The organism is Mesorhizobium sp. BH1-1-5 (assembly GCF_020165615.1).
Lineage (GTDB): Bacteria > Pseudomonadota > Alphaproteobacteria > Rhizobiales > Rhizobiaceae > Mesorhizobium.
Genome location: NZ_JAIUIM010000034.1, coordinates 13,675 through 30,527, shown reverse-complemented (window position 1 = coordinate 30,527; position 16,853 = coordinate 13,675). Strand labels below are relative to the sequence as shown.

Below are 16,853 nucleotides of genomic sequence, written 5' to 3'. Positions count from 1 at the left end.
GTCATGCCCTCATCGCGATGATGCGGCGCGCGGCGTTGAGGCCGGGGGCGCCGGAGATGCCGCCGCCTGGATGCGAGCCGGCGCCGGCCAGGAACAGTCCTTCGAGCGGCGTGTCGTAGCCCGACCAGCCGGAGACCGGGCGCGATATCAGCATCTGGTCGGCCTGCAATTCGCCATGGTGCCAATGGCCACCGGGCATGCGGTAGCGCGCCTCGATGTCGGCGGGGGTCAGAAGCTCGGCATGCCGCACCGTCGCGCCGATGCCGGGCGCATAGGCTTCGAGTTGCGCCATGATCGCCTTCAGGAATTGCGGCTTGCCAGCGGCCCAGCCCTCTTTCAATGCATAGGGCGCGTATTGCACCACCGCCGACAGCACGCAGGCGCCGGAAGGGCCAAGCGAGGAATCGGCGAGGCTGGGCAGCGTGATCTCCATCACCGGCTCGGGCGAGAACTCGCCATATTTCGACGGGTTGAAGGCGCGCTCGACATGGTCGGGCGACGGCGCGATGACGAGGCGGCCCTTGTGGCCGGCGGCGTCGACGCCTGAAAATTGCGGCGGCCGGTCGAGGGCCAAATGAAGCTTCGCCGCATCGCCCTTCATGCGGATGTTCTTCACCTTTCGCACAAAGCCGGTATCGACCTCGCGCGGGCCGACCAGGTCGAGGATCGTGGTCGCCGGGTTGATGGCGGAAACAACGGTCCTGGCGCGTAGCGTCTCGCCTTTCTGCGTGATGACGCCGACGGCGCGCCCTTTTTCGACGATCACCTTGGCGACCGGCGACGCCTGGCGGATCGAAACGCCTGCTTTCTCGGCCGCCGAGCGGATGGCGGCGACGACGGCGCCCATGCCGCCTTTCGGCTGCATCTGCGCGCCTGCAAGGCCGCCGATCTCGCCGGCAAGCCGATAGTAGAGGCCGAGCAGCGAGGTCGGCGAGCGCGGGCCGAGATGCGAACCGAGTGTGGCGTCGAAAGCAAGCAGGCCCTTCAGCCGGTCGTCCGAAAGCTGCTCGTCGAGCAGATCGTAGACGTTCATCAAAAGCACGCGCAGGAAGTCGCGCATGTCTTCCTTGCCGAGCCCTTTCAGCGCCAGCGCGGTCTGGCCGAGCCCGGTCATTTCGGCGAGCGACATGTCGCCAAGATTCGGCGGCCGGCGCGACAGGAATGGTTTCAGGACGCCGGCATAGCGCAGCAATTGCGCGCGCAGCTCTTTCCAGGCGGATTGCTCCGAGGTGCTGGCGCCGGTCAGGACCTCGCCATAGGCGCCGTGCAGCGTGAGCGGACCGTCCGTGGATAGCGCGACCGAGGGCACGAAATCGCCGCGCTCGACCGTCAGCCCGTGCCGCTCCAGCTCCAGCGTCTTCACCACATCGGGATGCAGGCGGTTGAGCAGATGGGCGACCGCGGAGACGCGGAAGCCCGGCGCAAATTCCTCGGTGCGCGCGGCGCCGCCGACCTCGTTGCCGGCCTCGAGCAGCATCACCTTGCGGCCCGACTTCGAAAGCGTGGCGGCGGCGACGAGGCCGTTATGGCCGCCGCCGATGACGATGGCGTCCCAGTTCAAATCAGATGACGTCATGGGCTGGGCTCATATGCAGGGTTGGCTTGGCGAGGTCGCGCAGGATCTCGGCGGCGGCGTTGCGTCCGGGCGCGCCCATGACGCCGCCGCCCGGATGGGTGGAGGAGCCGCACATATAGAGTCCGCCGACCGGCGAGCGATATTGCGCGTAGCCCGGCACCGGGCGGTTGAAGAGCAGCTGGTCGAAGGTGAGCTCGCCCTGGAAGATGTTGCCTTCGGTAAGGCCGACCTCGGCCTCGATCTCACGCGGCGTGCGCACCTCCATGTGGACGATGCGGTCGCGGAAGCCGGGCGAGTATTCGGCGATCTGCGCAATCACGCTTTCGGCGAAGCCGTCACGGTCGGCGTCGGTCCAGTCGCGCCCGTTTATCTTGGGCGGCGCATACTGCACGAAGCAGCTCATGAAGTGCTTGCCCGGCGGCGCCATGGTCGGGTCGAGCGTGGTCGGGATCATCATGTCGAGGAAGGGATCGGCCGACCAGCGCCCGGCCTTCCAGTCGTCATAGGCGCGTTCCATGCGCTCGATGGAATCGGTGAAATGCATGTCGGCGCGGTAGACCGGCGAATCCTTCGGCAGAGCCGGGAACTCGGGCAGGGAATCCAGCGCAATGTTGACCTTGCCGGAGGAGCCGCGGATCTTGAAGTTGCGGACACGGCGCAGGAAGATGTCGGGCAGTTCCTTCTCCTCGACCAGCTTCAGGAAGGTGCGCTTGACGTCGGCATTGGAGATGACGAGCTTGCCGTAGATCTCCTCGCCGCCGGCAAGCACCACACCTTTGGCCTTGCCATTCCTGATCAGCACATGGTCGACCTCGGCGCCGGTGCGGATGGTGCCGCCGCTGGCCTTGAAGGAGGCGGCCAGCGCCCTGGTGACGGCGCCCATGCCGCCGCGCGCATAGCCCCAGGCGCCGACCGAGCCGTCGACCTCGCCCATATAATGGTGCAGCAGCACATAGGCGGTGCCGGGCGACATCGGCCCCAGCGCGGTGCCGATGATGCCCGACAGCGCGAAATTCGCCTTGATGACGTCGGTCTCGAAATATTCGTCGAGGAAGTCGGAGATCGACATCGTCCAGAAGCGCAGGGTCAGCGCCATCTCCTCGGCCGAAAGGCCGGCGAATTTCTTGCCGAGATAGAGCAACTCGCCAAGGTCGCGCGGCCTGAAGCTGGTCGGGTCGGGGGCCGTGCGCATCAAGAGCGGCTGGATGAAGCGGCACTGCCTCGTGACGTCGCGCGAATAGCGGTCATAGGCCTCGGCATCGCGCTTCGAGAAGCGGGCGAACTCGCGGCGATGCGCGTCGTGGTCGCGGTAGTTGGCAAGGTAGTCGCCGTCGCGGGTGAACACCGCGCCGCCTTCATAGGAGATCACCTGCAGGCCGAAACGCGGCAGATCGAGATCGCGCATGATCTCGGGCCGGAACAGCGAGCAGACATAGGAGCAGTTGGAGTAGAGAAAGCCTGGCGTCAGCTCGCGGCTGGTGGCCGCGCCGCCGACCCAGTCGTTCTTCTCGACCACCAGCACATCCAGCCCGGCGCGCTGCAGATAGCAGGCATTGACCAGCCCGTTGTGACCGCCGCCAATGACGATCGCGTCCCATGCCTTCATACGCGCTCACCCTCCATCCGGCCGCCCTATCTTGTTGTTTTCTCGCAATTCCGGACGGAAAACCGCTTCACACTTTTCCTGGAATTGCTCGGTGCGATTTGTTCCCTGATCAGCCGAATTTGGCACGGATCACAGTTTTTTGTCCAGTCATATTGAATGAATGTTCAACAAATGGTGTTGCGTTTTCCTATTGATGCGCTAGGCTTTGCCAGCATTTCTGGACTGATCCGCATCGGCATTTGGGGTTAAGGATCCGATGATCGCGACGGCTGACGCCGAGCCGGAATATGACGACACCGCCATTCGCTTCCTCGAAGCGCTGTGGGGCGAGGGCTACCTGTCGCCGGGCGGTCCGGACGAGGTCGACCGCGTGGTCGAAGGCCTCTCGCTCAAGGGCAAGACGATCCTCGATATCGGCTGCGGCGCCGGCGGCATCACGCTGCATCTGGTGGCAAAGCACGGTGCGGCTCGAGCCACCGGTTTCGATGTCGAGAAGCCGGTGATCGAAACGGCGAGGCGAGGGGCGATCAGGCAAGGTCTTGAGGACCGCGTCAGCTTCGTCCAGACGCCGCCGGGGCCGCTGCCTTTCACGAACGCGTCCTTCGACGTCGTCTTCTCCAAGGACGCGCTGCTGCACGTGCCGGACAAGGACGCGCTGTTCGCCGAAATCTTCCGTGTGCTGAAGCCGGGCGGAGTGTTTGCGGCGTCGAACTGGATGATCGGGCATGACGGCGAGCCGTCGCCTGAGATGAAGGCCTATATCGCGGCCGAAGGGCTCTCCTTCGCCATGGCCTCGCCGGCGCGCTATGCGGAAGCGATGCGGAGGGCCGGCTTCACCGAGATCACGGTGCGCGACCGCAATCCATGGTACCGCGAGGTCGCGCGCGAAGAGCTTTCGCGGCTCAAGGGGCCGCTTTACGCGCAGGCCACGGCGGCGGTCGGGGCGGCCTATGTCGACAAGAACATCAAGACCTGGGAGGCGATGCAGATGGTGCTTGACAGTGGCGAGCACCGCCCCACTCATCTGCGCGGTTGGAAGCCGGTTGGATAGCCGGCGATGCTGGAGACCGTCACACCCATGAAGACTGAGGCGAGCGATGCTCTCTCCGAAACGGCGCAAAAAGGCGATGCCGAAAGACGCGGTCGCAAGGCCTCGAAAGAGGTCAGGCAGCTGCAGCTGATCGAGGCCACGATCGATTCCCTCGCCAAGCGCGGCTATGCCGAAACGACGATGGCCGATGTCGCGGATGGCGCGGGCCTGTCGCGCGGCATCGTCAACTTCCACTTCGAGAGCAAGGAAAAGCTGCTCATCGCCACGCTGCAGCACATGTATGACGAGTACTCGGCGCATTGGCGCACGGCCTTGCAGAAGGCGGGCGACGATCCGGCGCGACAGCTGCAGCATCTGGTGTGGGCCGATTTCGACCGCTCGATCTGCAACAAGCGCAAGCTTGCCGCCTGGCTCGCCTTCTGGGGCGAGGCCAAGTCGCGGCCGACCTACCAGGCGCTGAGCAGCTCGCGCGACGCCTATTACCAGCAGGTCTTCATCGACCTATGCACGACGCTCAAACAGAGCGGCGGCTACGCCTATGATCCCCAGGTCATCGCGCTGGCGCTCAGCGCCATGCTCGAGGGCCTGTGGCTGCGGCTGATGATGGGGACGGAGGACACGACCCGCGAAACCGCGCTGCAGTCGGCCAACGCATTTTTGGCCTCTGCCTTCCCGAAACACTATGACTAGCGAGAACTGGGGCTAGCAAAAGCCAGGCTTAGCAACAGCCGGCCAAACAAGACCGGCAAAACCAAAAGAGGATGGAACAGCATGAAGAAACTCAGCCGACGCCTGACATTGACCTTGGCGCTTGGCAGCGCGCTCGCCGCTTCCGCGGCAGCGTTCGCCGTCGCCGCCGACAAGGACCTGATCGTGTTCGACTGGTCCGGCTACGAGGATCCGAGCTTTCATCCGAAATATGTCGAGAAGAACGGCGACTCGCCGACCTTCGCCTTCTTCGGCGACGAGGACGAGGCCTTCGAAAAGATCCGTTCCGGCTTCAAGTCCGATATCGGCCATCCCTGTTCGCAGAGCGTGGTGAAGTGGCGCGAGGCGGGACTGCTGCAGCCGCTCGACACGTCGAAGATCACCGGCTGGAAGGATCTCAATCCCGGCATCATGGCGATGAAGGATCTCGCCACGACATCCGACGGCAAGGCCTGGTTCATGCCGTGGGATTGGGGCGATACGCAGCTCACCTACAATTCCGACAAGATCGCCGAAAAGGACGTGCAGTCGCTGAAGGTGTTCGCCGATCCGAAATACAAGGGCAGGGTCTCGATCGGCGACAATGTCGACGACGCCTACGCGCTGGCCAGCCTTGCCATCGGGCTCAAGGACTGGACCAAGATGACGGACGAGCAGTTCAAGCAGGCGTCGGACTTCCTGCGCCAGGTGCACAAGAATGTGCGCTCCTACTGGACCGACACCACTGACATCGTCCAGCTTTTGAGCGGCGGCGAAGTCGATCTCGCCTGGGCCTGGAACGATGCGACGGTGCAGTCGGTCAAGGCCGGCGTGCCGATCAAGTCCAAGAAGGACACCGACGAGGGCATCTCGACCTGGGTGTGCGGTTACGTGCTATTCAAGGACGCGCCCGGCAACGTCGACAAGGCCTATGATTACCTCAATGCCGTCAACGATCCCGAAGTCGCCAAGACGCTGGTCAAGGACTGGGGCTATGGCCAGGCCAATGCCAAGGGCATGGCTGGCGTCGACCCGGCGATCCTGAAGGAAAAGGGCTACGACAATGTCGAGAAGTTCGTCGACAAGACGCTGTTCCAGCAGCCGCTGCCTTCGGACCTCAAGCTGAAGATGATCGCCGAGTTCGAGAAGATCAAAGCCGGCTATTAGGCCGAATTTCAGCGGCACGCCCACTTGCAAAGCAGAGCAAGGTGAGCGGGCTCGCCAAAGCCCGGGAATTCTCCTCCAGCGCCCCAGGGGCGCTGGAGGATTTCCTACCTGGCGCATGCTTCCCTTCCGAAAACCGAGTTCCGGTTTTCGAGGTCATGCGCTAACCTCCCTCGATATGTTCGCGATGGGGGAGTTTCTCGCGCCATGAAAACCATGCTTCGCCGCCTTGTCCTTGCCGCCGTCGTCACTGTTGGCGCGGGCTCCGCCCATGCGCTTGCCGAAGGTGGCGGCGACCTCGTCGTCTTCGACTGGTCCGGCTACGAGGATCCGCTGCTGCACCCCGCCTATGCCGCCAAATATGGCGCCGAGCCGACCTTCTCCTTCTTCGGCGACGAGGACGAGGCCTTCGAGAAGATGCGCGCCGGCTTCAAGGCCGATGTCGCGCATCCCTGCTCGCAAAGCGTGGTGAAGTGGCGCGAAGCCGGCCTCTTGCAGCCGCTCGACACCTCGAAGATCGCCGGCTGGAAGGACCTCAATCCCGGCATTATGGCGATGAAGGATCTCGCCACCACCGCCGATGGCAAGGCCTGGTTCATGCCTTTCGACTGGGGCAACACCTCATTGCTCTACCGCACCGACAAGGTGACGGCGGACGAGGCACAGTCGCTGAAGATCTTCGCCGATCCGAAATTCAAGGGCCGCGTCACCATCGGCGACAATGTCGACGACGCCTATGCGCTGGCGAGCCTAGTCATAGGCCTGAAGGACTGGACCAAGATGACGGACGAGCAATTCAGCCAAGCCTCCGCCTTCCTGCGCGACGTGCACAAGAACATCCGCTTCTACTGGACCGACGACACCGATCTCAACCAGGCTTTCACGGGCAACGAGGTCGACCTGGTCTGGGGCTGGAACGAGACCTATGTGACGTTGAAAGGGCAGGGCATGCCGATCGCCATGAACCGCGACACCAAGGAAGGCATCTCGACCTGGGTGTGCGGCTATGTGCTGATGAAGGACGCGCCGGGCAAGCTCGATCAGGCCTATGATTTCCTCAACGCCGTCAACGCGCCGGATGTTTCGGAGTATATGGTGAAGACCTTCGGCTACGGTCACGGCAACAGCGCGGGCATGGCGGCGATGGACCAGAAGCTGCTCACCGAACGCGGCTTCGACAATCTCGACAAGTTCCTCGACAAGACGCTGTTCCAGCAGCCGGTGGCGCCGGACCTCAAGCAGCGCATGGTCGCCGAGTTCGAGAAGATCAAGGCCGGCTATTGAGCAATGTCATCGAAAAGACCGACGTCGTCATCGTCGGCGCCGGCTTCACCGGCCTGTCCGCCGCGCTCGACCTTCAGCGCGCCGGCGTCGACTTCCTTGTCCTCGAGGCACGCGACCGCGTCGGCGGGCGCGTGGAAGCCAGGCCAAACGGGCTTGGCGAGCTGATCGACAGCGGCGGCCAGTTCCTGTGCCAGGACATGCCCGAGCTGATGGCGCTGGCCAAGGCGCGCGGCAAGACCTTCGTCGAAACCTATGTCGAGGGCGAGTTCATCACCCATCCTTCGATGTCGGTCGAGGAAGCCGAGCGGACCTACCAGGTCGCGATGGCGATCCGCGAGCGCATGAACCGCATCGAGCCGGACGATCCGTCGATCGCCGGGCTGACCGTCGCGGCATGGCTCGACCGGCAGAGGGACACGGCCGACGCCAAGGCGGCCTTCCGGTCTATGATCGAGGGCCTGTGGTGCCTGGCGCTGGACAAGGTGCCGCTGTGGTACCTGATCGATAATGATCGCCGCATCACCAACGAGGTGTTCGAGCTGCAATATTTCCTGCGCGAGACCATGCAGTCGCTGGTCGACGATCTGGCGCGAGATCTTGGCGATCGGCTGCGGCTCGGCGAAGCCGCGACACGGATCGAGCGCGGGCGGCAGGGCGTCCGCGTCGTCTCGACCGGCGGCGTGATCGAGGCGGGCGCGGCGCTGGTCGCCTTGCCGCCGGCGACGGCCGCGAAGCTCGACTTCGCCCCTGCCCTGCCGCCGGCGCTCGCAAGCGCGCTCGGCGTCTGGGAAAGCGGCGCGGTGATCAAGATCCTGGTGCGCTATGCCAGCCCGTTCTGGCGCGAGCGGGACCTGTGCGGCATGGTCTTGTGGCGCGACCAGCCGGGGCTGTTCGCCTGCGACGCCAGCACGGACGCCGATCATGCCGCGCTTGTCGTGTTTGTCGGCGGGCCGCTGGCGCTGCGCTGGCACCCGCTCGGCGCGGCGGCGTTGCGCGCGGAAGTCACGGCGCGGCTTGTCGAGGCGCTCGGGCCGCGGGCCGCCGACGTCGTCGATTTCAGCGCGCGCGACTGGACGCACGACCGCTGGAGCGGCGGCGCCTATAGCGACCTCATCGTCGATGTGACGGCGCGCGATGCCGAGCGCGTCATCTTCGCCGGCGCGCCGCCCGTCTATTTCGCTGCTTCGGAAGTGTCGCCGTCTTTCCCCGGTTATGTCGAAGGCGCGATCGTCGCTGGCCGCATCGCGGCCGGCAAGATTCAGTCGGCCATCGCCACCAGCGCCTCCGGGTCGTAGCCGAGACGGATCGAGGTGCCGACCGGGATGTCGTCGGCACCGAAATCGTTGGTCTCGGTCACCGAGAGCGGCTTTTCGAGCCCCGGTATCTCGACGATCAGATGCGTGATCTCGCCGAAATAGTGGCGCTCGACGACCTTGCCGGCGACTTCGAATTTCGCCGTCGCATTGTCCCATAACACGCGCAGGCGCTCCGGGCGGATGCCAAGTGTCGCATTGCCACCATTGCGCACGAAGGCCTTCGGCTTGTCCGTCTTGACGCGGCCGAAACCCAGCGTGTCGAGCACCAGCGAGGCGCCGTTCTCCTCGACGATCTCGGCCTTGACGAAGTTCATGCCACCGAGGAAGTCGGCGACCTGGCGGTTGACGGGGCGCTGGTAGATCTCCTTCGGCGAAGCGACCTGCGCGATGCGGCCGCCGAACATCACGGCGATGCGGTCCGACATTGCCAAAGCCTCGTACTGGTCGTGGGTAACCAGCACGAAGGTGATGCCGACAGCCTGCTGCAGGCGGCGCAGCTCGACCTGCATCTGCTCGCGCAGCTTCTTGTCCAGCGCCGAAAGCGGCTCGTCGAGCAGCAGCACCTTGGGTCGCATGACCAGCGCGCGGGCTAAGGCCACGCGCTGGCGCTGGCCCCCGGAAAGCTCGGTGGCGCGGCGTTTGCCGAGGCCGGTCAGGGATACTTGCGCCAGCGCTTCCTCGACGCGACGCTTCTCCTCACCGGCGTCGAGCCTCAGCCGCCTCAACCCGTAGGCGACATTCTGCTCGACATTGAGATGCGGGAAGATCGCGTAGCTCTGGAAGACCATGTTGGTCGGCCGGCGGTTGGCGGGGATGCCGTCCATCGGCTGGCCGTCGACGGCTATTGAGCCGCTGGTCGGCGTGTCGAAGCCGGCGATCATGCGCAAGAGTGTGGTCTTGCCGCAGCCGGAAGGCCCGAGCAGGGAGAAGAACTCGCCCTCCCTGATCGAGAGCGAGGCATTGTCCAGCGCCTTGAAGGCGCCGTAGCTGCGCGTGACGTCGCGGATCTCGATCATGGTGCGATCGGGTTGCGTGCGCTCGGATTGGACCCGCTCAAGCATAGAGGCCTCCCTCGTTCTGGGTGCGTCTCGCCGCGCGGCGGCGCAGGATTTCGGCGACGGTCATCAGCAGGAAGGACGCAAAAAGCAGCAAGGTGCCGAGCGCCAGCACGCCGGGAAGCTTGGCCGCGAAACGCAGCTGGCCCCAGATGTAGATCGGCAGCGTCGCCTCGGTGCCGGTGAGGAAGAAGGCGATGATGAATTCATCGAGCGAGATGGTGAAGCAGACGAGCAGGCTGGAGATGATCGCCGGCGCGACCATCGGCAGCGTCACGCGCCGGAAGGTGCCGAAGGCGCTCTCGCCGAGATCGGCGGAAGCCTCCTCCAGGCTGCGGTCGAAACCTTCGAAGCCGGAGGTCAGCACGGTCATCGAATAGGGGATGCAGACGAGCACATGGCCGAGCACGACGGTGAACAGCGACAGGCTCAGGCCCAGCTGCAGCATGACCAAAAGCATCGAAATGGCGACGATCACCTCCGGCAGCACCAGCGGCGCCATGATCAGCCCGTTGATGGCGCGGCGGCCCGGGTAACGGTAGCGGGTGATCGAGCGGGCGGCGAGGATGCCCAGCACCGTCGACAGGATCGCGGCGGAGACGCCGACGATCAGGCTGTTCCAGGTGGCGTCGATCAGCGCCGGCGTGCGGGGCAGGTCCTCGTACCAATGCAGCGTGACGCCTGAGAGCGGGAATTTCGGCGTCGCCGCCGTGTTGATCGAGAAGATCGGCAGGAAGATCACCGGCAGATAAAGGAACAGCAGATAGAGGACGGCGTAGCTCGAGAGCCAGCCGGGCAGGAAACGTCTTATCGCCGTCATCGTGCCAGCCTCTGCAGGGCGCGGAAGACCAGCACGGTGGCGCCGGCCATCAGCGAGACGATGATCATGGTGGTGACGGAGAGCGCGGCCCCCAGCGGCCAGTTCGACGCCTTGCCGAATTGCGCCTGGATGGCGTTGGCGATCATGACGCCGTCCTTGCCGCCGACGAGTTTCGGCGTGACATAGTCGCCGACGGTCGGGATCATGACGATCAGCGCGGCCGAGATGACGCCGGGCGCCGACAAGGGCAGGGTGACGCGCAGGAAGGAGCGCAGCGGCCCGTCGCCGAGATCGGTCGCCGCTTCCACCAGGGTGCGGTCGACCTTCTCCAGCGAAACGAAGATCGGCAGGATGGCGAAGGTCGCCCAGGCATGGGTCAACGTGATGATGACGGCGGTGGAATTGTAGAGCAGCGCGTCCGACGGCTCTTGAATGATGCCGAGGCCCATCAGGCCGGAATTGAGCACGCCATTATAGCCGAGGATCACCTTCCACGACATCACGCGCAGCAGGTAGCTGGTCCAGAACGGGATGGTGATGAGGAACAGCCACAGGCTCTTGTGCCGGCCGCCATGGAAGGAAATGAAATAGGCGATCGGGTAGGCAAGCGCCACCGTCAGCAGGCTGACCGTCAGCGAGATGTAGAGCGAGCGCCAGAGCAGGTCGCGGTAGATCGGCTCGGTCAGCGCGATCCGGTAGTTCTCCAGCGTGAATGTGTGGTCGATGGTGAGATAGTTCTGCGTCCAGAAGGAATGCGCGATGACGACCAGGATCGGCAGGACGAGGAGAATGAGGGCGTAAACGAAGGTGGGACTGATCAGGGCAAAGCCCTGGGCGGCTTCCGATTGCAGAAGGGGACTTCGTCTCGATCCCGCCACGCGCAGCGGGGGCGACCCTTCCGCCGCCGCCGTCATTGCAGCGCTCCGGGCGTGATTTCAGTAGCTGGCTCGGACTGTCCCGCCATGCGGCCTTCCCATTCGCTAGACCATGATAACGTTCCGTTGGATCGTTATCCTGGCCTAACTCCTCGTTGAAGCATGATCTTATCCGAAAACCGGTTCCCACTTTTCGGGATCATGCCTTGGCGCCGGCCGCCTGTTCCCGATTTATGCTCGGAGCGCGATCGCTCCCTGGCTTGCCGACTTTCTTTCATCATGAGCGCATCCGCCGATTGAAATCAAGCGCTATTTCTGCGATATTGATTGAACGGATATTCAAAATGAAGTGATGAAAAGCCGAATTTCCATGGTTTTCAACGTCATTTGATGCCCGGCGAAAATTCGATAACCCTGGCGATGCGAGGCGAAAATGGCGGCTCAAAGCAAGATCAAGGCAAACGAACTCATCGAGCCCGGCGACGACGACGCGGTCGAGCTCGCCAAGCGCCATCTCGTGCAGCCCTGGCCCTATGCCGGCTCGGTCGGCAACGAGGCCCGTGCGCTGATCGGCGAAGGCGACGGCATCTACATCACCGACGGCTCCGGCAAGCGCCTGATCGACGGCCCGGCCGGCATGTGGTGCATCAATGTCGGCCATCGCCGCGAGGAGCTGGCCAAGGTCATGTACGACCAGGCGATGGCGCTGTCCTACAACACGCCTTGGTATACGATGAACGCCCCCTCGGCCGAGCTTGCCAAGCGCATCGCCGATGTGGCCCCTGGCGACCTCAGCCATACCTTCTTCACCACCGGCGGCTCGTCGGCGGTGGAGACGGCGCTGCGCTTCATGCAGTTCTACAACAATGTGCGCGGCCGGCCGGAGAAGAAGCTGATCCTCAGCCGCGGCGGCGCCTATCACGGCTCGACCTATCTGTCGGCCTCGCTCAACGGCCGGCCGCGCGACCGCGACTGGATGGACGGCGCCGACGAGCTGGTGGTGAAGCTGTCCTCGCCCGATCCCTTCCGGCGCCCGAAAGGCACGGATGTCGCCGCCTTCACCGATTTCCTGGTCGACCAGTTCCGCGACACCGTCGCGCGCGTCGGCGCGGAGCGCATCGGCGCCTTTGTCGGCGAACCGGTGCAGGCTTCCGGCGGCGTCATCGTGCCGCCGGATGGGTATCTGAAGCGCATCCGCGAGATCTGCCGCGAGAACGATATCCTCTATGTCTCGGACGAGGTGGTGACCGGCTTCGGGCGGCTCGGCCATGTCATTGCCTCCGGCGACGTGTTCGGCATCGATCCGGACATGATCACTTTCGCCAAGGGCGTGACGTCAGGCTATTTCCCGCTCGGCGGCGTGATCATCTCCGAGCGGCTGCTGGAAGAGCTGCGCCGCTCCAACCACCCGGATGCGCTGTTCGGCCATGGGCTGACCTACACCAGCCATCCGATCGGCTGCGCGGTGGCGCTGAAGAATCTCGACCTGCTGGAAGAGGGTGTGCTTGCCCACACGCGCGAGATCGCGCCCTATTTCCAGGCGCAGCTGAAGACGCTGGAAGAGCTGCCGCTGGTCGGCGAGGTGCGCGGCCTCGGCCTGATGGCTTGCGTCGAGTGCGTCGCCGACCGCGAAAGCAAGGATCCGCTGCAGCTCGACAAGGATGTCGGAAAACGCATCGACGCGCATTGCCACGAGCTCGGCCTTCTGGTGCGGCCGTTGATCAACATGTGCGTGATGTCGCCGCCGCTGATCATCAGCCGCGAGCAGGTCGACGATATGGTGGCGATCCTGCGCGAAGGGATTTCGCGCACTATGGATGATTTGAGGAAGGAAGGGGTGTGGCGGGGGTGAGCGCCTCTTTCCTTCTCCCCGTTGAATGTTTGGACTGGGGACATCGCGAACAGGTGTGCGAGGACATCGCGAACAGTTTTGCGCGTTTTGCGCGAGGGGGTTCGGGATGCCATTCGAGGCCAGAAGCGTGATGAGCCAGAAAGAAGAGTTCGTGAGATTGGCGCTGGCGCCTGGCGCCAATGTGAGCGCGTTGTGCCGGCGCTTCGGCATTGGCCGGACCTGTGGTTACAAGTTGCTTTCGCGCTATCGGCTGGAAGGCGCGGCCGGCCTGGCGGAGCAGTCTCGGCGACCGCTGTCGAGCCCGGCACGCAGTGCGCCGGAGATGGAAGCAGCAGCCGTTTCGGTGCGCGTGGCGCATCCGGCCTGGGGCGGGCGCAAGATCGCGCGCGTGCTTGCCCGCGAAGGCATCGGCGCGCCGGCGGCCTCGACGATCACCGGCATCCTGCGCCGCAACGGTATCGAGTTGGGGGCTTTGGGCGGCGCAGCCCAGCCTTTCATTCGCTTCGAGCATGCCGCCCCCAACCACCTGTGGCAGATGGACTTCAAGGGCCACGTTGCCTTGCGCGTCGGCCGGCTGCATCCGCTTACCGTGCTCGACGACCATTCGCGCTTCTCGATCGCGCTGTCGGCCTGCGCCGACCAGACCACCGAGACCGTAAAAGCCCGGCTGATCACAGCCTTCCGTCGCTACGGCCTGCCGTGGCGCATCGCCACCGACAATGGTCCGCCTTGGGGCGATGGCGGCCGCAACGACTTCACGCTACTCACCGTCTGGCTGATCGAGACTGGCATCGCCGTCAGCCACTCCAGGCCTTGCCATCCGCAAACGCTCGGCAAGGACGAGCGCTTCCATCGTTCGCTCAAGGCCGAGGCGCTGCAGGGGCCGCCCTTCGCCAATCTCGCCGAGGCCCAGGATGCATTCGACCAGTGGCGTCACGTCTACAACGCCCAGCGTCCCCACGACGCGCTGGGCGGCGGCGTGCCGCTCGATCGCTACCAGGCCTCGCCGCGCCAGTATCGCGAAACTGTCGAGCCATTCGAATATGCCAAGGACGATCTCATCCGCCGCGTTCAGCAGCACGGCTTCGTCTCAATCCTTGGCCGCTCAATGCGCTTGTGCAGAGCCTTCGCGGGAAAGTCCGTCGCCTTCAGGCCTACCAACTTAGACGGCGTCTTCGACGCCTGGTTCAGACATCAGAAAATAGAAACCATCGACCTCAATGCACTCGCTCGATAGCATGCAAAACTGTTCGCGATGTCCTCGCACACCTGTTCGCGATGTCCCCAGTCCAAACATTGAACAGGGAGAAGGAAAAAGGTTCTAACCCCTCGACCGCAGCGCGTCGTTCAATCCCCACATGTCCTTTTCCTCGGGCGCGGTCTCGAGGTTCAGCACCGGCACCTGCTTGCGCAGATGGTCGTGGTGGGTGCGCACGCCGTATTCGAGGTCGGAGAGATAGAAGCCCTCGAAAGCTTCCGACAGCATGGATTCGTTCGACCACACGGAAAGCTGCACGTCCTCGTTCATCGTGTCGCGGTCGATGCGATAGGCGAGGTAGCGCGCCGCCGCCTGCTCCCTGGTCTCGTCCTTGTAACGGTAGATCGCGCCGCGCAGCAGCGTCTCGCCGGTCGACAGCGGGAACTCCTGATAGAACTGGACGGATTCCGGCATGATCGACAGCGCGTTGTTGGGGAAGATGCCGTAATAGATCCAGGCCTCGCGCAAGTGCTCGGGCAGGTGGGTCGGCTCGGGCGAGAGCTTGATATACTGGTTGACGCTCCAGCGCCGTCCAGCATGCGGATTGTAGGTCGCGAAGGAGCGCGACACGCCGTTGATGAAGGGCTCATCGAAATAGGTCGCGCCATAGAGGTCCTGCAGCGCCGGATGGGCCATGGCGACGTGATAGCCTTCGTTGTCGACGTCGCGCACCGACTTCCAGTTGACCGGCGATTTCTGTGTCCAGATCCCCCAGGACGGCACCATGTCGGCGATATTGTAATGCGCCATCTCGGCTTCGATCGGCTTCAAGAGCTCGGCCACCGAAGGCTGCGGACCGCCCTTGCGGAAGCGGATGAAGATGAAGCCCATCCAGATTTCGAGGTCGAGCGGCATCAGGCCGAACTCGGTCTTGTCGAGCTCGGGGAAGGAGAGCGGACGGGCGGCGCCGCGCAGCGTGCCGTCGAGATTGTAGACCCAGCCGTGGAATGGGCAGACCAGCGCGTTCTTGCAGGTGCCCTGGCTGTCGGCGACGACGCGGCTGCCGCGGTGGCGGCACATGTTGTTGAAGGCGCGCACGACGCCGTCCTTGCCGCGCACGATCAGCGCGCGTTCGCCGATGACATCCATGGTCAGATAGTCGCCGGTGTTAGGCACGTCGGAGACATGGCCGGCGATCTGCCAGTGATTGCGGAAGACGTGTTCCTTCTCGAGCTCGAGAAGGGCGTTGGAATGGTAGCTCCACCCCGGCAAACCCCGCCGGTCCCAATCGTTGGGGATCGCCACGTCACGGAGGTGCGGGTTCATGGGCATGCTCTTCTTTTTGTTGAATACTCATTCAATATACGCATATTTTTCATTGAAATGCAACGGCTTGCGGAAATATGGAAGTTCCGTGGCGGCGAGCCCGACTTCGCCTGAGCCGGAAAAATCCCGGAAAATCCGGGTCTTAATCGAGGAAGCGGAACAGCGATTCCGAGCGCTGAAGACTGCCTCGAAGAGAGCATGTCTCGATTGATGTCGAGCGTGCGGCAGACGGCGGTGGCTGGTTCTGTTCAGGTACTGCTGTGTGAGGCTGCTTACAGTCGGCCGGGCGCGACAGGCGCACATCTGCGCCGACCGCTTCAATGGCCGGCCGAATGGTTGCCGCGGATTGGGATGCTGCCGCGTCCAGCGTCTGTTTCAATCCTGTTACACAGGCAACCACCGCCGATCATCCGGCCGTTACCTGGTGCGATTATGTTCGTTTCATAGCAAAAAAGAAAGATAACGAAGGGAACAACGATGTTTGCGAAAGCTCGCGCCGCCGACGCCAATCGCCGCCTTGATGGGCCGGAACGCAATGATCGCCGGCCGAAGCTGGCGCTGCGCCAGCGCGCCAGCGACCATCCGATGGCGATGTTCATGCTGATCGGCGCCTGCGCCTTTGTCGGCATGCTGGCGGCACCTGCTTCAGGCCCGGCTTTCGCTTCTGTCAATCCGCCGGCCAATGTCGTCGAGGGCGCGCAGACCACGCTCAAGACCGCCCGCCTGCCGGAACCCTCGATCGACTTTGCCTGCAAGGGCCAGAACTGGGGCGCCGAGAGCGTCGACTGCCTGCGCGCCATCGCCGAGCAGTCCGGCCAGCACCGGGAGCGTGCGATACGCATGATCGCCAACGCGGCGCCGCTCGCCAACACGCCGAACGTTTTTTAAGACCTCCCCTGAGCGCACCCTCCTGCGCTCCAGTCAGGCTCCCGCCGCTAAAGTCGGTCGGGAGCCTCTTTTTTTTGGGTCTATCCATATTCAGGTGAGGCCGGTCTGCAAATGGCGGCTTCCTGCGCTCCGGTGCTCGCGTACTTCAAGTACGC

The 16,853-nt window shown here is 64.0% G+C and carries 14 protein-coding genes; 8 read left to right on the top strand and 6 right to left on the bottom strand.

The genetic code is table 11. From position 1 onward, the window contains the following. Position 1: 1 nt before the first annotated feature. Together LB572_RS30640 and LB572_RS30635 are read right to left on the bottom strand one after the other, a co-directional pair. Positions 2-1,576, bottom strand: a complete 1,575-nt coding sequence (locus LB572_RS30640) for a phytoene desaturase family protein (protein WP_224670396.1) — start codon at positions 1,574-1,576, stop codon at positions 2-4. Further along, positions 1,563-3,182 (bottom strand): phytoene desaturase family protein, encoded by a 1,620-nt coding sequence (locus tag LB572_RS30635; protein WP_224670395.1) that lies wholly within the window; start codon positions 3,180-3,182, stop codon positions 1,563-1,565. Before LB572_RS30635 ends, LB572_RS30640 begins: the two co-directional genes overlap by 14 nt. Positions 3,183-3,438: 256 nt before the next feature. Here LB572_RS30635 and LB572_RS30630 point away from each other — a divergent pair, with 256 nt between their 5' ends. From LB572_RS30630 to LB572_RS30610, 5 genes are all read left to right on the top strand, one after another. Then, positions 3,439-4,233 (top strand): class I SAM-dependent methyltransferase, encoded by a 795-nt coding sequence (locus LB572_RS30630; RefSeq protein ID WP_224670393.1) that lies wholly within the window; start codon positions 3,439-3,441, stop codon positions 4,231-4,233. Between the two features lie 6 nt (positions 4,234-4,239). Then, positions 4,240-4,923, top strand: a complete 684-nt coding sequence (gene betI, locus LB572_RS30625; RefSeq protein WP_140807541.1) for a transcriptional regulator BetI — start codon at positions 4,240-4,242, stop codon at positions 4,921-4,923. Between the two features lie 81 nt (positions 4,924-5,004). Continuing rightward, entirely contained in the window at positions 5,005-6,087 is a 1,083-nt protein-coding gene (locus LB572_RS30620) for an ABC transporter substrate-binding protein (protein WP_140807542.1), read from the top strand. Between the two features lie 204 nt (positions 6,088-6,291). Then, on the top strand, positions 6,292-7,368 hold the full coding sequence (locus LB572_RS30615; protein ID WP_224670392.1) for an extracellular solute-binding protein: 1,077 nt from the start codon (positions 6,292-6,294) through the stop codon (positions 7,366-7,368). After that, positions 7,365-8,663, top strand: coding sequence for a flavin monoamine oxidase family protein (locus LB572_RS30610; protein ID WP_412033610.1), 1,299 nt, complete (start codon positions 7,365-7,367; stop codon positions 8,661-8,663). The genes LB572_RS30615 and LB572_RS30610 overlap by 4 nt, the downstream gene beginning before the upstream one ends. Here LB572_RS30610 and LB572_RS30605 read toward each other — a convergent pair. From LB572_RS30605 to LB572_RS30595, 3 genes are read right to left on the bottom strand one after another with little or no spacing between them, the layout of a single operon-like run. Further along, positions 8,627-9,700, bottom strand: a complete 1,074-nt coding sequence (locus LB572_RS30605; RefSeq protein WP_140807556.1) for an ABC transporter ATP-binding protein — start codon at positions 9,698-9,700, stop codon at positions 8,627-8,629. The genes LB572_RS30610 and LB572_RS30605 overlap by 37 nt on opposite strands. Positions 9,701-9,737: 37 nt before the next feature. Then, a complete protein-coding gene (locus tag LB572_RS30600) occupies positions 9,738-10,559 on the bottom strand; it encodes an ABC transporter permease (protein WP_224670391.1) in 822 nt (273 codons plus the stop codon). After that, positions 10,556-11,473: an ABC transporter permease gene (locus tag LB572_RS30595; RefSeq protein ID WP_140807546.1), complete on the bottom strand. Its 918-nt coding sequence runs from the start codon at positions 11,471-11,473 to the stop codon at positions 10,556-10,558. Before LB572_RS30595 ends, LB572_RS30600 begins: the two co-directional genes overlap by 4 nt. Positions 11,474-11,867: 394 nt before the next feature. On the opposite strand from LB572_RS30595, the gene LB572_RS30590 reads away from it, so the two are divergent. Together LB572_RS30590 and LB572_RS30585 are read left to right on the top strand one after the other, a co-directional pair. Further along, positions 11,868-13,286, top strand: coding sequence for an aminotransferase (locus tag LB572_RS30590; RefSeq protein ID WP_224670390.1), 1,419 nt, complete (start codon positions 11,868-11,870; stop codon positions 13,284-13,286). A 106-nt stretch (positions 13,287-13,392) separates the two neighbouring features. Further along, entirely contained in the window at positions 13,393-14,523 is a 1,131-nt protein-coding gene (locus LB572_RS30585; protein WP_224670389.1) for an IS481 family transposase, read from the top strand. 84 nt (positions 14,524-14,607) lie between these two features. Here LB572_RS30585 and LB572_RS30580 read toward each other — a convergent pair whose 3' ends face one another. After that, positions 14,608-15,810 (bottom strand): aromatic ring-hydroxylating oxygenase subunit alpha, encoded by a 1,203-nt coding sequence (locus tag LB572_RS30580; RefSeq protein ID WP_224670388.1) that lies wholly within the window; start codon positions 15,808-15,810, stop codon positions 14,608-14,610. Between the two features lie 477 nt (positions 15,811-16,287). Between LB572_RS30580 and LB572_RS30575 the strand changes: the two genes are divergently transcribed. Next, positions 16,288-16,698 carry a hypothetical protein gene (locus LB572_RS30575; RefSeq protein ID WP_140807549.1) on the top strand — a complete coding sequence of 137 codons (411 nt, stop codon included), beginning with the start codon at positions 16,288-16,290 and terminating at the stop codon, positions 16,696-16,698. Positions 16,699-16,853 lie beyond the last annotated feature (155 nt).

Bases quoted from the DNA above. Each gene is read 5' to 3' on its own strand.
- LB572_RS30640 (WP_224670396.1), bottom strand. From the start codon at position 1,576: ATGACGTCATCTGATTTGAACTGGGACGCCATCGTCATCGGCGGCGGC.
- LB572_RS30635 (WP_224670395.1), bottom strand. From the start codon at position 3,182: ATGAAGGCATGGGACGCGATCGTCATTGGCGGCGGTCACAACGGGCTG.
- LB572_RS30630 (WP_224670393.1), top strand. From the start codon at position 3,439: ATGATCGCGACGGCTGACGCCGAGCCGGAATATGACGACACCGCCATT.
- betI (WP_140807541.1), top strand. From the start codon at position 4,240: ATGCTGGAGACCGTCACACCCATGAAGACTGAGGCGAGCGATGCTCTC.
- LB572_RS30620 (WP_140807542.1), top strand. From the start codon at position 5,005: ATGAAGAAACTCAGCCGACGCCTGACATTGACCTTGGCGCTTGGCAGC.
- LB572_RS30615 (WP_224670392.1), top strand. From the start codon at position 6,292: ATGAAAACCATGCTTCGCCGCCTTGTCCTTGCCGCCGTCGTCACTGTT.
- LB572_RS30605 (WP_140807556.1), bottom strand. From the start codon at position 9,700: ATGATCGAGATCCGCGACGTCACGCGCAGCTACGGCGCCTTCAAGGCG.
- LB572_RS30600 (WP_224670391.1), bottom strand. From the start codon at position 10,559: ATGACGGCGATAAGACGTTTCCTGCCCGGCTGGCTCTCGAGCTACGCC.
- LB572_RS30595 (WP_140807546.1), bottom strand. From the start codon at position 11,473: ATGACGGCGGCGGCGGAAGGGTCGCCCCCGCTGCGCGTGGCGGGATCG.
- LB572_RS30590 (WP_224670390.1), top strand. From the start codon at position 11,868: ATGGCGGCTCAAAGCAAGATCAAGGCAAACGAACTCATCGAGCCCGGC.
- LB572_RS30585 (WP_224670389.1), top strand. From the start codon at position 13,393: ATGCCATTCGAGGCCAGAAGCGTGATGAGCCAGAAAGAAGAGTTCGTG.
- LB572_RS30580 (WP_224670388.1), bottom strand. From the start codon at position 15,810: ATGAACCCGCACCTCCGTGACGTGGCGATCCCCAACGATTGGGACCGG.
- LB572_RS30575 (WP_140807549.1), top strand. From the start codon at position 16,288: ATGTTTGCGAAAGCTCGCGCCGCCGACGCCAATCGCCGCCTTGATGGG.